Here is a 14,072-nt window from a genome sequence, read left to right on the forward strand (position 1 = left end):
GCTGGAAGACGAAAAGAAGATCGACTTCGCCCACAACCCCTTCTCGATGCCGCAGGGCGGCCTCGAGGCGCTGAACACCGAAGATCCGCTGTCGCTCAAGGCCTACCAGTACGACATGGTCTGCAACGGCTTCGAGATCGCCTCCGGCTCGATCCGTAACCAGCTGCCGGAAGTCATGGTCAAGGCGTTCGAGCTGACCGGCAAGTCGCAGCAGGAAGTCGAAGAGCAGTTCGGCGGTCTCTACCGAGCGTTCCAGTACGGTGCACCTCCGCATGGCGGCATGGCGTTCGGCATTGACCGCGTCGTCATGCTGCTCGTCGGTGCAAAGAACCTGCGCGAAATCTCGATCTTCCCGATGAACCAGCAGGCAGTCGACCTTCTGATGGGTGCGCCGTCCGAGGCGAGCCCGGCCCAGCTGCGCGAACTGGCGATCCGCCCGATTCCGCAGAAGAAGGACTGAGGCCGGATAGGCCGATGAAATCAAAAAGCCCGGCGGAGTGATCCGCCGGGCTTTTCGTATCCGTGGATTTGCACGGTTCGGGCGCCATCGGAACCCGTCGTCCTGGGGCCCCGAGCCGAGGTCTCAGAAGTCCATGCCGGGGCCGGCGGGCATCGGCGCGGACCCGTTCTTCTTCGCCTTCTCCGCGACCATCGCTTCCGTCGTGACGAGCAGCCCTGCGATGGAGGCTGCGTCCTGCAGGGCGGCACGCACCACCTTGGCGGGATCGATCACGCCCATGGCGAACAGGTCGCCATACTCGCCGGTCTGGGCGTTCCAGCCCTGGGCAAAATCGCTCATTTCCCGCAGTTTGCCGACGATGACGGAGCCTTCGGCGCCGGCGTTCTCGGCGATCTGGCGCACCGGCGCCTCAAGCGCCCGCCGCACGATCTCGACACCGACGCGCTGATCGTCATTGCCGGGCTTCAGCCCGTCGAGGGCGTGGACGGCTCTCAGCAGGGCGACACCGCCACCGGGCAGGATGCCTTCCTCCACGGCCGCGCGCGTCGCATGCAGGGCATCGTCGACGCGGTCCTTCTTTTCCTTGACCTCCACTTCGGTGGAGCCGCCGACCCGAAGCACGGCGACGCCGCCTGCCAGCTTGGCGAGCCGTTCCTGCAATTTCTCCCGGTCGTAATCGGAGGAGGTTTCCTCGATCTGTGCCTTGATCTGGCCGATGCGTCCGTCGATGTCGGCCTTCTGGCCGCCGCCGTCGACGATGGTCGTGTTCTCCTTTTCCACCATGACCCGCTTGGCGCGGCCGAGCGTGTCCAGCGTGACGTTGTCGAGCTTGATGCCAAGGTCATCGGAGATGACGGTTCCGCCCGTCAGGATGGCGATATCCTCCAGCATCGCCTTGCGACGGTCGCCAAAGCCCGGCGCCTTGACGGCAGCGATCTTCAGGCCGCCGCGCAGCTTGTTGACAACGAGGGTGGCGAGCGCTTCGCCCTCCACGTCTTCGGCGATGATCAAGAGCGGGCGGCTTGCTTGGATCACCGCCTCGAGAATCGGGATCATCGCCTGCAGGTTGGAGAGCTTCTTCTCATGGATGAGGATGTAGGGATCTTCGAATTCGACCCGCATCTTTTCCTGGTCGGTGACGAAATAGGGGGAGAGATAACCCCGGTCGAACTGCATGCCTTCAACGATCTCCAGTTCGATTTCGGCGGTCTTGGCTTCCTCGACCGTGATCACCCCCTCATTGCCGACCCGCTCCATGGCCTGCGCCAGATAGCGTCCGATCTCCGTGTCGCCGTTTGCAGAAATCGTGCCGACCTGGGCAATCTCGTCATTGTTGGAAATCTTGCGTGCATGAACTTTGAGCTGGGCGACGATCGCCTCGACGGCGAGATCGATGCCGCGTTTCAGGTCCATCGGATTCATGCCGGAGGCGATCGCCTTGACGCCTTCCTTGACGATCGCCTGCGCCAGGACGGTCGCTGTCGTCGTCCCGTCGCCGGCGACGTCGCTGGTGCGCGAAGCGACTTCGCGCAGCATCTGGGCGCCCATGTTCTCGAACTTGTCCTCAAGCTCGACTTCCTTGGCGACGGAGACGCCGTCCTTGGTGATGCGCGGCGCGCCGAAGGATCTCTCGATAACGACGTTGCGTCCCTTGGGTCCGAGCGTGACCTTCACCGCATCGGCCAGGATATCGACGCCACGCAGCATCCGGTCACGGGCATCGCTACTGAACTTGACTTCCTTGGCAGCCATTGTTGACCTCCCTCAACACGAACACTGGGCTCCTTCAGCCGCCGCCTGGTGCCAGGCGGACAGCCTTGCCTGCAAATCCATCGTTCACGCCCGGGCCCGAGCTACCCCTCGAAGCCCCGTTCCTCGTCGTTGTCTGGCGTCAGGATGTCGATCAGCGCAGCGACGCGGCCCGCCGGCAGATGCCGGCCCTCGCCGATCAGCGCTTCGTCGTTGTTGACCCAGGCGATGGCTTCCGCCAGCTCGCCAGCGCTTGCCCCGGTTGCAAGCAACTCGGCCATCAGCGTCTCGTCGACCGGGCCAAGGATGGCGGTGATATCCGCGTGCTTCAGTCCCATGGGCCTGTCCTCCCGTCTTAGCGGTCAGGAATGCGGGAATGTCTCGTTCCAACGGAACTAAATAGGCCGCGCCGGACAGGCATCAAGCGTCAAGGGCGCGAAAGGTCACTCCGGCCGAAGCGCGTTGTCAAGGAAGTACCATTGGTCGAGATGGGCGCGGACGATTGGCTCGATCGCATTGTTCAACAGTAGCATATCGTCCAAGAGGCGGGCGTTGGGGTCACCGGAAGCCGGCAGCCGGATGGGCTCCAGCGCCCGGCATTCGAAACGGAAGCCCTTGGTGCGCACACTGTACCAGGGGCAGATCGTGGCGCCCGTCATGCGCGCCAGGCGAATGGCGAGGGCAAAATTGCCTTCCTGATGCGGCTTGCGGTCGAAGAACGGTCCGCGGATCATCCCGCCAAAACCTTCGTCGCAGAACATGCTGACGACGCCGCCGCTCTTCAGAATCTTGATCGCTGGGCGGATCCCGTCCATGCCCGGCGGTAGAAAACGCAATCCGGCCTTGCTGCGCACGCGCTCGGCGATCCACGCCTTGGCACGGCCCTTGGGCGGGAGATAGAAGGCATAGGGGCGCACGTTGATGCTCTGCAACACGGTCGGGCCAACTTCCCAATTGCCGAGGTGCATGCCGACGATGATCACGGGTCCCGACTTTGCCACTTCGCCGATGATGTCGAGGCCGTCCAACGTGAGGCGATCACGGCTGTGTTGCAGCCGGTTCACGATGGAGAACTCGGTCATCAGCCGACCCTGTGACCGGCAGTTTTCACGAAAGAGCGCCTCTTGTCCGGCTGCGTCGAGATCGGGCCGCAGGGCACGGATCGTCTCCCGAGCGCGTTGCGATGCCACCTTGTGGAAGCGCGGCACGGCAAAAAGACCGAGCGTTGCGCCAAGGCTCGAGCAGGTGTCCATTGGCAGCAGCTTCATCCCGAAGTGGCCGGCAAGATGCGCGACGTTCCAGAGATTATCCGTCACCCAATAACGTCGGAACGCATTGAAACCCTCGCGTCCCGAAAGGGCGTCGGCGAAAGTCGGCCGGCCTTCACGTGTGAAGGCCCAGGCCTTTCGTTTGGCAATCTTTTCGGTTTGTCGTGGTTCTTCAGCGGTCATTGGATGGTCCCTGCCGTCTGTGCAACGTGACCGGCAATCCGTCCTTGGGTCTCAGCGTCAGCCGGCAGATCGGCTCGACCGCGTGGTGTTCGCGCAAGCGAACCCGATATTGCTGGGCGATGATCGCGAGGCAGAGGATTGCCTCCGTGAGGCCAAAATGCAGGCCCGGGCAGACCCGTGGACCGCTTGCAAAAGGGATGAAGCTGTAAGGCGTCGGGCGACGCCCCGCCATGAACCTTTCCGGATGGAAATGGTGCGGATCTTCAAAGAGGCTCGCCGTGCGGTGAAGGAGCCACGGAACGATCAGCACCAGCGAGCCGGGCTCGGCGGCAATGTCGCCGATCATGTCGGCCTCGCGTGTCTGGCGCGCAAGGATGGGGACGGGCGGGTAGAGACGAAGCGTTTCTTCGATGACCGCCCGGCACCATTCCAGTTGCGGCACGTCGTCGATCGTCGGCGCGCGATCGCCGCAGACGCGGGCGATCTCGTCATGCACGGCCTTTTCGACCCAGCCCGCCTTCGACAGCAGGTACCAGGTCCAGGTGAGGGTGGCTGCGGTCGTCTCATGGCCGGCCATGAAGATGGTCGCGGCCTCGTTGCGCAGCGCGACAACGTCGAGCTTCAGTTCCGGATTTCTCTGCTGGCGGCGAATGAGCAGCTCGACCATCGAATTGTGGTCGCCGCGACCGGCCAGATGATCCTCTACCACCTTGTCGATGATGCCGTGGATGCGCTTGACCGAGCGGCGCAGGCTCGGCGTGCGTAGCACCGGCAGGCCGTCATTGAAACCGAGGAAATAGCCGATGTTGATGGAATCGACCAGCGACTGGTAGCTCGTGAAGCCGTCGGTGACGGCCGCAGCACTGTCATCGCCGAGCTGGTTGCCAAAGACGCTGCGCGCGATGATTTCGGCCGTCAGCCCCGCCATTTCATGCAGGGCGTTGACGTCTGCTCCGTCGGGCATGCGGTTCCAGCGCTCGACGAGTTCGCCGGTGGTCTTTTCCATCACCGGGCCGAAGGCGGGGACCCGCTTGGCATGAACGATATCGGCCACCAGCGGCCGTCGCTGCTTCCAGGTTTCACCGTCCGATATGAACAGGCCATCACCCAGAAGAAACTCCAACGCCCGGCGCATCTGAGGGCTCTTGCGCTCGAAGTTCTCATGGCGCTTGACGACGACCTGACGGATCAGGTCAGGCGAGTTGACGAGGATGACCTGTCGGCCAAGAAGGCGGATCTGCGAGACCTTTTCGGTGTAATCGCTGGCGCGCCAGATGGACATCAGGTCGGTACGGGCCTGGAGCAGGAGCCGCAGCGGGTTTCCCGGCGGGCCGGAATAGTAGTCCGCGCGCACGGGCGCGAACCTCCCTTCAAACAGCTCTTCCTTGAAATTCACCGATTGCTGGAGCCAGGCGAGCATTATCTTCAATCTGCCGTTGGGGGTGAGGGCGACGGGACTTTGTTGAAATTTCAAATGCTTGTTTCGCGCGGTTTTGCCCGTCCCGCGCGCCGCAGGTTGTGCGTCGCTCGCGTCGGACGGGTATTCACCGAAGCTCTCTTGCGACATGCCCTATTTTCGGGAAAAGCGCCATTGGTCAGGCGATAATTTTCGTTGGAGGAGCGAAGCGGCAACGACCGCTTTGCGGTGACCGCCTGGCCCTTCTCCATAAAGCTTGCGCGCCCGAATGGGCGCGCAAGGTCTGTTCCTGTCAAAGGATGTCGTGCCCCCGGCAATATCGGCTTCGGGCAGGATTACCCAGATGTCAGTCGTTCGCCGTCACCTTGACGCCGAGCACCGAAGGAATGGTGTTCGGGGCGCCCATGGCGGCACCCATGATCATCGGGAAGGGAACCGGCTTTTCCGGTGCGGCGCTGATCGTCAGGCTCTTCGGGCCATCGAGATAGGCGTTGACCGCAGCCGATACCTGGTTTTGCAGTTCCGGCACGTTGAGCTGCGCCATCATGATCGGCACCAGGCCTTTCAGCGACTGCGCCATCTGCTCGCCCGTGACCCCCTGTTGCGAACCGGCGTAGTCGAGTGCCTTTTTTGTGATGGAGGCGTCGTCGAAGCGGATTTCGGCGCTGTTGAAGGTCAGTTGCTGCATCAGGCCCATCATGGCGAGGCCCATCGCCTGGTTGGCCTCTTCCTTGTTCGGATTGGCTTCGGCGGCCTTCATCGCTTCCTGCATCGACTTGACGAAGGCGAGCGTGTAGCCGGAGATGTCGAGGGCGAAGTTCAGGCGGCCGACATTCTTGAAATCGACGGCGTATTCTTCGAGCGCGACGTTGCCGCTCTCGACTTCCCAGCTGCCCTTCATGGTCAGCGCGCCGTCGAGCGCGGTCAGGCCAAGCTTCTCGATCGCTTCCTTCGCCTTGGCGTCCTCGACCGACGAGAGATCCGCCTTGATGCCGGTCGCGGTTGCGTCGAAGTCGAAGCCGGCGTCATTTTCCTGGCGCGCCAGATTGGCCTCGGTGCTTTCGAGCGAGAAGACTTCCTTGCCCTTGGAACCGACCGTGATCGGGCCGGTGCTGGCGCTTTCGTAGAGCAGAATGTCGTTGATCGTGCCGCCGGTCGCATTGGCCGGGATCGTCAGGCCCGAGAGCAGGATGTCCTTGACCGACAGGCTGCCTTCGTCCTGGCTGAGATTGACGTCTGGGAACGATACGGTTTCGGCGTAGTAGCCGCCGCCTTCGGTTTCCTCGACGCCTTCGAAAGTAAGATCCCCGATCTTCAGGTCTGTCGCTTCGCCCGGCTGGCTTGCGACCTTGAGCTTCACGCCTGATACCGTGACCTTGTCGCCATCGACCTCGGCCTTGTCATAGGTGATGGACGTGCCGTTCGCGTTGATAGCCGCGTCGAGCTTTTTCATGAGGTCGGCGCCGTCGAGCGCGAAGGCCGGACCGGCAAGCGTGAGGAGCGCGGCGCTCGCCATCATCAGGCGGATCTTGCGCGTGTGCATCATATCGAGTTCCTTCGTGAAAATCTCTGAATGTGTAGCCGTTAAGAAGATGAGGCGTCGCTAACCTGGTTTGTCTTGGCAAAGGGTCCCGGGCGGTGACATCGGATGGGAGGTCTTGGTCCACCTGCTTCCGTCTGCCACTCCTTTTGCAATCCCCCTCGCAAATCGTCCAAATCAACTGCTGCAGAAGCTATTACGAAACAGGGCGAAATTATATTCGCTTGGCGAAAACGTATATCGACCTGCTTGCGCATGCTTTCCAGGGCGTTACCAGGCGATTGCCTGCGACGCATAACCGGCAGACCGTTGCACGAACATTGCGCCGGGGCAAGCGGATCAGTCGCCGCCCCGTTTTCAGCAGTGGCGGGTTCTCCACAAGCGCAAGCCCTGAAAACCTTGCTGTTCCGGGTTTGTTGCGCTAGCAAGAACCTATGGGACAAAGCCTTACTCCCCCGTCCGGCGGGGACGACGACAACATTCAACCGGTTGACCTGAAGGCGGCGCTGGAAGAGCGCTATCTCGCCTATGCCTTGTCGACCATCATGCATCGCGCGCTGCCGGATGTCCGTGACGGGCTGAAGCCGGTGCACCGCCGCATCGTGCATGCGATGAGCGAGATGGGGCTCAGGCCCACATCCTCGTTCAAGAAGTGCGCCCGCATCGTCGGCGACGTCATGGGTAAGTTCCACCCGCACGGCGACGCGTCGATCTATGACGCGCTGGTGCGCCTCTCGCAGGAATTCGCCATCCGCTATCCGCTGGTCGACGGCCAGGGCAATTTCGGCAACATCGACGGCGATAACGCCGCTGCGATGCGGTACACCGAAGCGAAGATGACGGATGTCTGCTCGCTGCTTCTCGAAGGCATCGACCAGGACGCGGTGGACTTCCGCCCGACCTACAACGAGGAAGACCAGGAGCCGACCGTGCTCCCCGGCGCCTTCCCGAACCTGCTCGCAAACGGCGCGACCGGAATTGCCGTGGGCATGGCAACATCGATCCCGCCGCACAATGCGCATGAACTCTGCGACGCGGCGCTGCATCTCATCCGTCATCCGGATGCGACGGTCGATGATCTGCTTTACGACCCGGCCAACCCGCAGAAGGGCGGCATCGAGGGGCCGGACTTCCCGACGGGCGGCGTGATCGTCGAGAGCCGTGCCAGCATGGCCGAATCCTACCGCACCGGCCGTGGCGGCTTCCGTGTCCGCGCCCGCTGGGTCCAGGAGGACATTGGTCGCGGCGGTTATCAGATCGTCGTCACCGAAATTCCCTACCAGGTGCAGAAGTCGCGCCTGATCGAAAAGATCGCCGAGCTCCTGATCGCGCGCAAGCTGCCGCTGCTCGAAGATATTCGCGACGAATCCGCGGAAGACGTTCGCATCGTGCTGGTTCCGAAGAGCCGTTCGGTCGATGCCGGCATCCTGATGGAATCGCTGTTCAAGCTGACCGAGCTCGAAAGCCGCATCTCGCTCAACATGAACGTGCTGTCCATGGGGCGGGTGCCGCGGGTCATGGCGCTCAACGAGGTGCTCTCGGAGTGGCTGGCACATCGCCGCGAGGTGCTTCAGCGCCGCTCCCGCCACCGGCTGGCGGCGATCGATCGCCGGCTCGAGATCCTCGGCGGCTACCTCGTCGCCTATCTCAACATCGACGAAGTCATTCGCATCATCCGCGAAGAGGATGAGCCGAAGACGGTCATGATGGAGCGCTTCTCGCTCACCGACCTGCAGGCCGAATCGATCCTGAACATGCGCCTGCGCTCCTTGCGCAAGCTGGAAGAGTTCGAGATCCGCACCGAGTTCGACGCGCTGTCGAAGGAAAAGGCCGAGATCGAAACGCTGCTCGCCTCCGACGAGAAGCAGTGGCAGACCGTCGCCTGGGAAATTGGCGAGGTCAAAAAGAAGTTCGCCAAGGCAACCGAGATCGGCAAGCGTCGCAGCTCGTTCGCCGATGCGCCGGACGCCGACGTGGAAGCGATCCAGCAGGCGATGATCGAGAAGGAACCGATCACCGTCGTCATCTCCGAGAAGGGCTGGATCCGCGCGCTGAAGGGCCACATTTCCGATACGTCGTCGCTGCAGTTCAAGGAAGGCGACGCGCTCAAGGTGGCGTTCCCGGCCCAGACGACCGACAAGATCCTCGTCTTCACCACCGGCGGCAAGGTCTATACGCTCGGGGGTGACAAGCTGCCCGGCGGTCGCGGCCACGGCGAGCCCTTGCGCATCATCGTCGACATGGAGAACGACCAGGACGTCCTGACCGCGTTCGTCCATGATGCCGCGCGCAAGCTCATCGTCTCGTCTGCCGCCGGCAACGGCTTCGTGGTGAGCGAGAGCGATATCGTCGCCAATACCCGCAAGGGCAAACAGGTGATGAACGTCTCGATGCCGGACGAGACCAAGCTGGTCGTGCCGGTCAAGGGCGATCACGTCGCCGTGGTCGGCGAGAACCGCAAGATGGTCGTCTTCCCGCTCGTGCAGATCCCCGAAATGGCGCGTGGCAAGGGCGTCCGGTTCCAGCGCTACAAGGATGGCGGCATCTCCGACATCCGTTGCTTCACGATCGCAGAAGGGCTTGTCTGGGAAGACAGTGCCGGCCGTGTCTTCACCAAGACCAAGGACGAACTGATCGAATGGCAGGGTGACCGCGCGTCTGCCGGCCGTGTCGTTCCGAAGGGTTTCCCGCGGAGCGGAAAGTTCAGCGGCTAAACCTGAAAACGTGGTTGTGCGCATCGTATCGCGCACAACCAATGTTCTGTTTTGGCGCACGCCATTGGCATGTTAAGCTATTGCAAACACAATCGAAACAGAGGCTGAGCCAGCGCTTGTAAGCCTCCGGCGCATCGTGGATCAATGCCCATCCAATTGGATGACAGCGATGCCTGATGCCACTACCCTCGATGATATTCTCCTGGCGCTTGCCAGCCCCGTTCGCCGCCGGATGTTTGAAATCCTGTTTGCAGGAGAGGCGCGAGTCGCCGACATCGGCACGGCCGTTTCCATGACCGGTGCAGACCTTGACCAACATATCGTGCTTCTTGAGACCGCCGGTCTCGTCACCCGGCTGCGTCGTCGCGACGGTGATGCGCTGACCGGTCACCCGGCGCCGTTGAACGAGGCGGCGGGCTGGATCAACACCAACCGCGAACTCTGGGCGATGCGCATCCAGCTGCCGGACAGGCGGCTTGCCTCGCTCGGTCAGGACGAAAGCCCCAACCGGCCCTCGGTTCACGAGCGGCGGGTCGATCGCAAGCCGCGCCGCGCGCGGCCGAGCGGTCCGCGTGGCAACAATTGAACGCCTGCTGCTCTATTCGGGGCAGGGGTTTGCTGCCTTGAGCGCGCGGCTGCGCATCTGCCACAGCGAATGGCCGATCAGCGCAAAGACGAGGATCGTTCCGCCGATCATCGTCTGCGTCGTGGGTGTTTCAGAAAACACCAACCAGACCCAGATCGGCGCAAGGATCGTCTCCAGCAGGTAGAACATGCCGACTTCCGGCGCCGACAGGTAACGTGGTCCCGTCGCCAGACAGAAGAAGGCAAGCGGGATCATGATCAGACCGTTGAAGAGGATGTAGCCAGGGGCCGCGATCGTAAGGCCGCCTGCCGGAAGCATCAGAAGCGCGACCGCCGCCGGAAAGATCGCCGTCACCAGCGGCACCAGCGCCATGTCGCGCTTGCTCGCGCGGCTGATGGTAATGGCGCTCGCGAGCAGGAAAGCCGAGGATGCCGCCATCGCGTCACCGAAAAGGTGACCGCTTTCCAGACCGTCCTGCACAATCAGCCCGACGCCAAGCACCATCACCAGCATGGTGACGAGCGTGGCGTTCGATGGTCGCTCCCGAAGGAAGATCCACGACAGGATGGCGGCAAACATCGAGGTGAAGGCGAGAATGAAGACCACGTTGGCCGTCGACGTGTTGAAGACAGCGAGCAGAAATGTACAGGAATTGATGCCGTAGAGCAGGCCGACGGCAAGGCCCGTCTTGCCGGGTATCAGGGATATCTTTCGGCCAAGGATCCGGTTGATCACGAACCAGGCGGCGATGGCGACGACAAAGGTCGACAGGCTGCGGACTGCAAGCAGCGACCAGACGTCGCCCCCGGCCGACCGGATCAGCGGAATGTCGAAGGACAGCGCGAGGCCGCCAAGGCCGGTGATGGCAAGGCCGCGCCGGTGCATCGCGGCGTCAAGGGAGGAACTCAAGATCTAACCCGTTTTTGTCGAAGCGGCTTCGATGGTGGTATCCCCACCTTCATAGCGTTCCCAGCCACGGGCCATAAGGTGCTCTTGCGGCAAAAACTTTGTTTTATACCCCATCTTGCGCGATCCCCTGACCCAATAGCCGAGGTAGACATGCGGCAGGCCGCGCTCACGGGCGCGGCGAATGTGGTCGAGGATCATGAAGGTGCCGAGCGAACGGACCTCCTGCGCCGGGTCGAAGTACGAATAGACCATCGAGAGCCCGTCGCCCATGCGATCGGTGAGGGCTGCTGCAATCAGCGGCCCCCGTGCCTTCTCGCTGATGCCGTCACCTTCGACCCTCAGACGGTACTCGATGATCTTCGTGTGCACGTGGGTGTCTTCGACCATCATCGCATAGTCCAGCACCGACATGTCGGACATGCCGCCCTTCTGGTGCCGGCGATCGAGATAGCGGCGGAAAAGATTGTATTGCTCGCTCGAGGGTTCGGCGGCGTACTCGGCCGAAATCACATCCTGGTTGGCGGCAAGCACGCGGCGCATGGAGCGGCTCGGCCGGAACTCGTTGGCGAGAATGCGCACCGAGATGCAGGCGCGACAGGTTTCGCAGGCCGGGCGGTAGGCGATGTTCTGGGATCGGCGGAAGCCGCCCTGGGTCAAGAGGTCGTTGAGCTCTGGCGCGCGTTCACCCACCATATGCGTGAAGACTTTCCGCTCCATCTCGTTCGGCAGGTAAGGGCAGGCTGCCGGTGCAGTCAGGTAGAATTGCGGAGACGGTGCGGTCTGTGTGTTCATCGAGTGCGGAGGTCACGCTTCGCGCTGTGGTTCATAACAGTAGCATGGCGGAAGAATGGAAAACGTCAACTCACTCGTTTGACCCTTCCGCCTGCGCCGGCCCGTTATTTTAGCTATGTGTGCAAGAGGTGGCGCCGGTAAGGCGCAAATGCGCCCCACCCGCCGATATGTTTGGCTGCCGTCAGTAAGAATCGCGGCGGACCGTCACCGTTCCGATCAGCAGATCGTGCAGCAGGCGGCTGCGGTCGGTGAACAGGCCGACGAGCAGGACGAGCGGTGTCAGCAGCGCGTTGGCGATCCAGAAGATGACGAGATGGACGATCGCCGTCAGGAAGTCCATCGGCCGGCCATCGGTGCGGGCAATCGCCAGCCCCATGATCCGCATGCCGGGGGAGGCCTGTTCGCGACCGCCGACCGTCAGGCCGAAATAGAGCATCGCGACGATGGCAAACAGCGCCGGATAGAGCATGAAGCCGAGGCCGAGCGTCAGGATGCCCAGGAAAAAGACGACGACTGCCGCCGGAATCCAGAGCAGCGCAATGATCACGTAGTCGATGAGGAAGGCAAAGACCCGTCGCGACAGCACGCCCTGATAGGCGCGCCAGTCGTTGCTCGGCAGCCTCAGTTCTTCGTTGTGCATGGTCATGGGTCGAAAGCCTCGCTTGGTTGTACGATGCATATGGGATGATATCCCTTGCAAAACAAGGATCGGGCGCGCGTCAGCGCGCCGGAACTAGCGGCCCTTGGCGAGGATGCGTGCCACCTCGACGGCGAAATAGCTGAGGATGCCGTCGCAGCCGGCACGCTTGAAGGCGAGCAGGGTTTCCAGCATCACCTTGTCGCCGTCGATCCAGCCATTCGCGGCGGCGGCCTTCACCTGGGAGTATTCGCCCGAAACCTGATAGGCGAAAACCGGAAGCCCGAAGGCCTCCTTCATGCGCCAACAGATGTCGAGATAGGGAAGGCCGGGTTTCACCATCAGCATGTCGGCGCCTTCCTCGACATCGAGGGCGGCGTCGCGGATCGCTTCCGTGCCGTTGGCCGGGTCGATGTAATAGGTCTTCTTGTCGCCCTTGAGCAGGCCGCCGGTGCCGATCGCTTCGCGATAGGGGCCGTAGAAGCCGGAGGCGAATTTCGTCGCGTAGGCCATGATGCCGACATTCTGGTGGCCGCTGGCGTCGAGCGCCTGGCGGATTGCGCCGATGCGGCCGTCCATCATGTCCGAGGGGGCGATGATGTCGGAGCCGGCATCGGCCTGGGCGACGGCCGCGCGGGCGATCATCTCGACGGTCTCGTCGTTGACGATTTCACCGTTGCGCAAGATGCCGTCATGGCCGTGGCTGGTGAAGGGGTCGAGCGCCACATCGGTGATGATGCCGATCTCGGGCACGGCCTTCTTGAAGGCGCGGGTCGCCTGGTTGATCAGGTTGTCGGCGGCAAGGCTGTTGGAGCCGGTCTCGTCGCGCAGCGACAGATCGATGTTGGGGAAGGTGGCGATCGCCGGGATGCCGAGATCGGCCGCTTCCTTCACCGCTTCCACCGCCTTGTCGATGCTCATGCGGTTGACGCCCGGCATCGCATCGATCGGCTGCACGATGTTCTCGCCGGGCACGATGAAGATCGGCCAGATCAGATCGTCGACCGTCAGGCGGTTTTCCTGCACCAGCCGCCGCGTCCAGTCGGCCTTGCGGTTGCGGCGCATGCGGCGGTGGCCGGTGATCCTGTCCACAAGATTTGTCCTGTCGTTCATCGCGCCCGCGCCTTTCGTCTCAAACCGTCGATAGGCAAGCGCTTTATCATGGCGCGGCTGCCGTTGGGAACCGCGCGCGCAGCGCGAGGGCTGCGGCATTTCTTCTCCTGTTGAGAGATCGGCGGGGGAGGGGGTGTCGTACCGGCTGGCGGATCATCAAGACCCGCCCTATCTTGCCCGCCATGCTTCATGATTCTGCTCATGTGCCGAAACCGTCGCTGACCGAAATTCTCTTCGGCGTCTTCCTGCGTCTGGTCTCGGCCTCGTGCATCTGGTTCGCACTCAACTATTGGGCCACGCTGATCGGCTTTTCCCACGGCGGCGCCGGACGGTTCGATCTGTTGACGCCGGAATGGCGGGCTGCCGCAACGGCGCTCGCCGTCGTCTATCCGGTCGCGGCCCTTGGGCTCTGGCTGCTCGTCTCCTGGGGGCCGGTCGTCTGGGTGGTCGCAGCCGCAATCGAAATCGCCATGTATGAGTTCTACCCGGCCAGTTTCGGCGCCCGTCCGTTGCTCGTCGTGCTGCACGTGGCAGTGGCCATAACGTTCGTGCTTTTCAGGGCGGCACTCTTCTATCAGCGCTGGCGGCTGGCCAAGCAGGTAAGGGTTGATTCACCCTGAGACAGGCTCGCCAAATGGCAAGCTCTTGTTAAGGCTGCGGTTTAAGTAGAATTTTAGACGTATTCGATAGGGTCTCACTCAAGG

Annotated in this window: 13 protein-coding genes; 4 read left to right on the forward strand and 9 right to left on the reverse strand. The window is 62.5% G+C overall.

Annotated features, from left to right (window positions below; translation table 11 throughout):
* On the forward strand, positions 1 to 460 hold a 460-nt coding region (locus VGO12_RS30395), incomplete at its 5' end, for an amino acid--tRNA ligase-related protein (RefSeq protein ID WP_327498630.1).
* 123 nt (positions 461 to 583) lie between these two features.
* On the opposite strand, the gene groL is transcribed toward VGO12_RS30395, so the two are convergent.
* From groL to VGO12_RS30420, 5 genes are all read right to left on the reverse strand, one after another.
* Positions 584 to 2,212 carry a chaperonin GroEL gene (groL, locus tag VGO12_RS30400; protein ID WP_327516458.1) on the reverse strand — a complete coding sequence of 543 codons (1,629 nt, stop codon included), beginning with the start codon at positions 2,210 to 2,212 and terminating at the stop codon, positions 584 to 586.
* Positions 2,213 to 2,313: 101 nt separating this feature from the next.
* Positions 2,314 to 2,547: a hypothetical protein gene (locus tag VGO12_RS30405; RefSeq protein WP_327516459.1), complete on the reverse strand. Its 234-nt coding sequence runs from the start codon at positions 2,545 to 2,547 to the stop codon at positions 2,314 to 2,316.
* Positions 2,548 to 2,652: 105 nt separating this feature from the next.
* Positions 2,653 to 3,660, reverse strand: coding sequence for a lysophospholipid acyltransferase family protein (locus VGO12_RS30410; RefSeq protein WP_327516460.1), 1,008 nt, complete (start codon positions 3,658 to 3,660; stop codon positions 2,653 to 2,655).
* Positions 3,650 to 5,080 carry a cytochrome P450 gene (locus VGO12_RS30415; protein ID WP_327516461.1) on the reverse strand — a complete coding sequence of 477 codons (1,431 nt, stop codon included), beginning with the start codon at positions 5,078 to 5,080 and terminating at the stop codon, positions 3,650 to 3,652. The genes VGO12_RS30410 and VGO12_RS30415 overlap by 11 nt, the downstream gene beginning before the upstream one ends.
* Before the next feature lie 343 nt (positions 5,081 to 5,423).
* Positions 5,424 to 6,623, reverse strand: coding sequence for a hypothetical protein (locus tag VGO12_RS30420; RefSeq protein WP_327516462.1), 1,200 nt, complete (start codon positions 6,621 to 6,623; stop codon positions 5,424 to 5,426).
* Positions 6,624 to 7,051: 428 nt separating this feature from the next.
* Here VGO12_RS30420 and parC point away from each other — a divergent pair, with 428 nt between their 5' ends.
* Both parC and VGO12_RS30430 read left to right on the forward strand, forming a co-directional pair.
* On the forward strand, positions 7,052 to 9,331 hold the full coding sequence (parC, locus tag VGO12_RS30425) for a DNA topoisomerase IV subunit A (protein WP_327516463.1): 2,280 nt from the start codon (positions 7,052 to 7,054) through the stop codon (positions 9,329 to 9,331).
* 169 nt (positions 9,332 to 9,500) lie between these two features.
* Entirely contained in the window at positions 9,501 to 9,917 is a 417-nt protein-coding gene (locus VGO12_RS30430; RefSeq protein WP_327516464.1) for a transcriptional regulator, read from the forward strand.
* A 12-nt stretch (positions 9,918 to 9,929) separates the two neighbouring features.
* On the opposite strand, the gene VGO12_RS30435 is transcribed toward VGO12_RS30430, so the two are convergent.
* From VGO12_RS30435 to hemB, 4 genes are all read right to left on the reverse strand, one after another.
* The gene (locus VGO12_RS30435) at positions 9,930 to 10,826 is read right to left on the reverse strand and encodes a DMT family transporter (RefSeq protein ID WP_327516465.1); all 897 of its coding nucleotides are present in this window, start codon (positions 10,824 to 10,826) and stop codon (positions 9,930 to 9,932) included.
* A gap of 3 nt (positions 10,827 to 10,829) precedes the next feature.
* Positions 10,830 to 11,618, reverse strand: coding sequence for an arginyltransferase (locus VGO12_RS30440; protein WP_327516466.1), 789 nt, complete (start codon positions 11,616 to 11,618; stop codon positions 10,830 to 10,832).
* A 181-nt stretch (positions 11,619 to 11,799) separates the two neighbouring features.
* Positions 11,800 to 12,264 (reverse strand): RDD family protein, encoded by a 465-nt coding sequence (locus VGO12_RS30445; protein WP_327516467.1) that lies wholly within the window; start codon positions 12,262 to 12,264, stop codon positions 11,800 to 11,802.
* An 87-nt stretch (positions 12,265 to 12,351) separates the two neighbouring features.
* Positions 12,352 to 13,368 (reverse strand): porphobilinogen synthase, encoded by a 1,017-nt coding sequence (hemB, locus tag VGO12_RS30450; protein WP_327516468.1) that lies wholly within the window; start codon positions 13,366 to 13,368, stop codon positions 12,352 to 12,354.
* A gap of 182 nt (positions 13,369 to 13,550) precedes the next feature.
* Between hemB and VGO12_RS30455 the strand changes: the two genes are divergently transcribed.
* The gene (locus tag VGO12_RS30455) at positions 13,551 to 13,988 is read left to right on the forward strand and encodes a DUF6163 family protein (RefSeq protein WP_327516469.1); all 438 of its coding nucleotides are present in this window, start codon (positions 13,551 to 13,553) and stop codon (positions 13,986 to 13,988) included.
* The last annotated feature ends 84 nt before the right edge of the window (positions 13,989 to 14,072 follow it).

The sequence above is a fragment of the Ensifer sp. genome, assembly GCF_035999135.1.
GTDB lineage: Bacteria > Pseudomonadota > Alphaproteobacteria > Rhizobiales > Rhizobiaceae > Ensifer.

What these genes read in the sequence shown, in the direction of transcription:
- groL (WP_327516458.1), bottom strand. Translation starts at nt 2,212, where the DNA reads ATGGCTGCCAAGGAAGTCAAGTTCAGTAGCGATGCCCGTGACCGGATG.
- VGO12_RS30405 (WP_327516459.1), bottom strand. Translation starts at nt 2,547, where the DNA reads ATGGGACTGAAGCACGCGGATATCACCGCCATCCTTGGCCCGGTCGAC.
- VGO12_RS30410 (WP_327516460.1), bottom strand. Translation starts at nt 3,660, where the DNA reads ATGACCGCTGAAGAACCACGACAAACCGAAAAGATTGCCAAACGAAAG.
- VGO12_RS30415 (WP_327516461.1), bottom strand. Translation starts at nt 5,080, where the DNA reads ATGCTCGCCTGGCTCCAGCAATCGGTGAATTTCAAGGAAGAGCTGTTT.
- VGO12_RS30420 (WP_327516462.1), bottom strand. Translation starts at nt 6,623, where the DNA reads ATGATGCACACGCGCAAGATCCGCCTGATGATGGCGAGCGCCGCGCTC.
- parC (WP_327516463.1), top strand. Translation starts at nt 7,052, where the DNA reads ATGGGACAAAGCCTTACTCCCCCGTCCGGCGGGGACGACGACAACATT.
- VGO12_RS30430 (WP_327516464.1), top strand. Translation starts at nt 9,501, where the DNA reads ATGCCTGATGCCACTACCCTCGATGATATTCTCCTGGCGCTTGCCAGC.
- VGO12_RS30440 (WP_327516466.1), bottom strand. Translation starts at nt 11,618, where the DNA reads ATGAACACACAGACCGCACCGTCTCCGCAATTCTACCTGACTGCACCG.
- VGO12_RS30445 (WP_327516467.1), bottom strand. Translation starts at nt 12,264, where the DNA reads ATGACCATGCACAACGAAGAACTGAGGCTGCCGAGCAACGACTGGCGC.
- hemB (WP_327516468.1), bottom strand. Translation starts at nt 13,368, where the DNA reads ATGAACGACAGGACAAATCTTGTGGACAGGATCACCGGCCACCGCCGC.
- VGO12_RS30455 (WP_327516469.1), top strand. Translation starts at nt 13,551, where the DNA reads ATGCTTCATGATTCTGCTCATGTGCCGAAACCGTCGCTGACCGAAATT.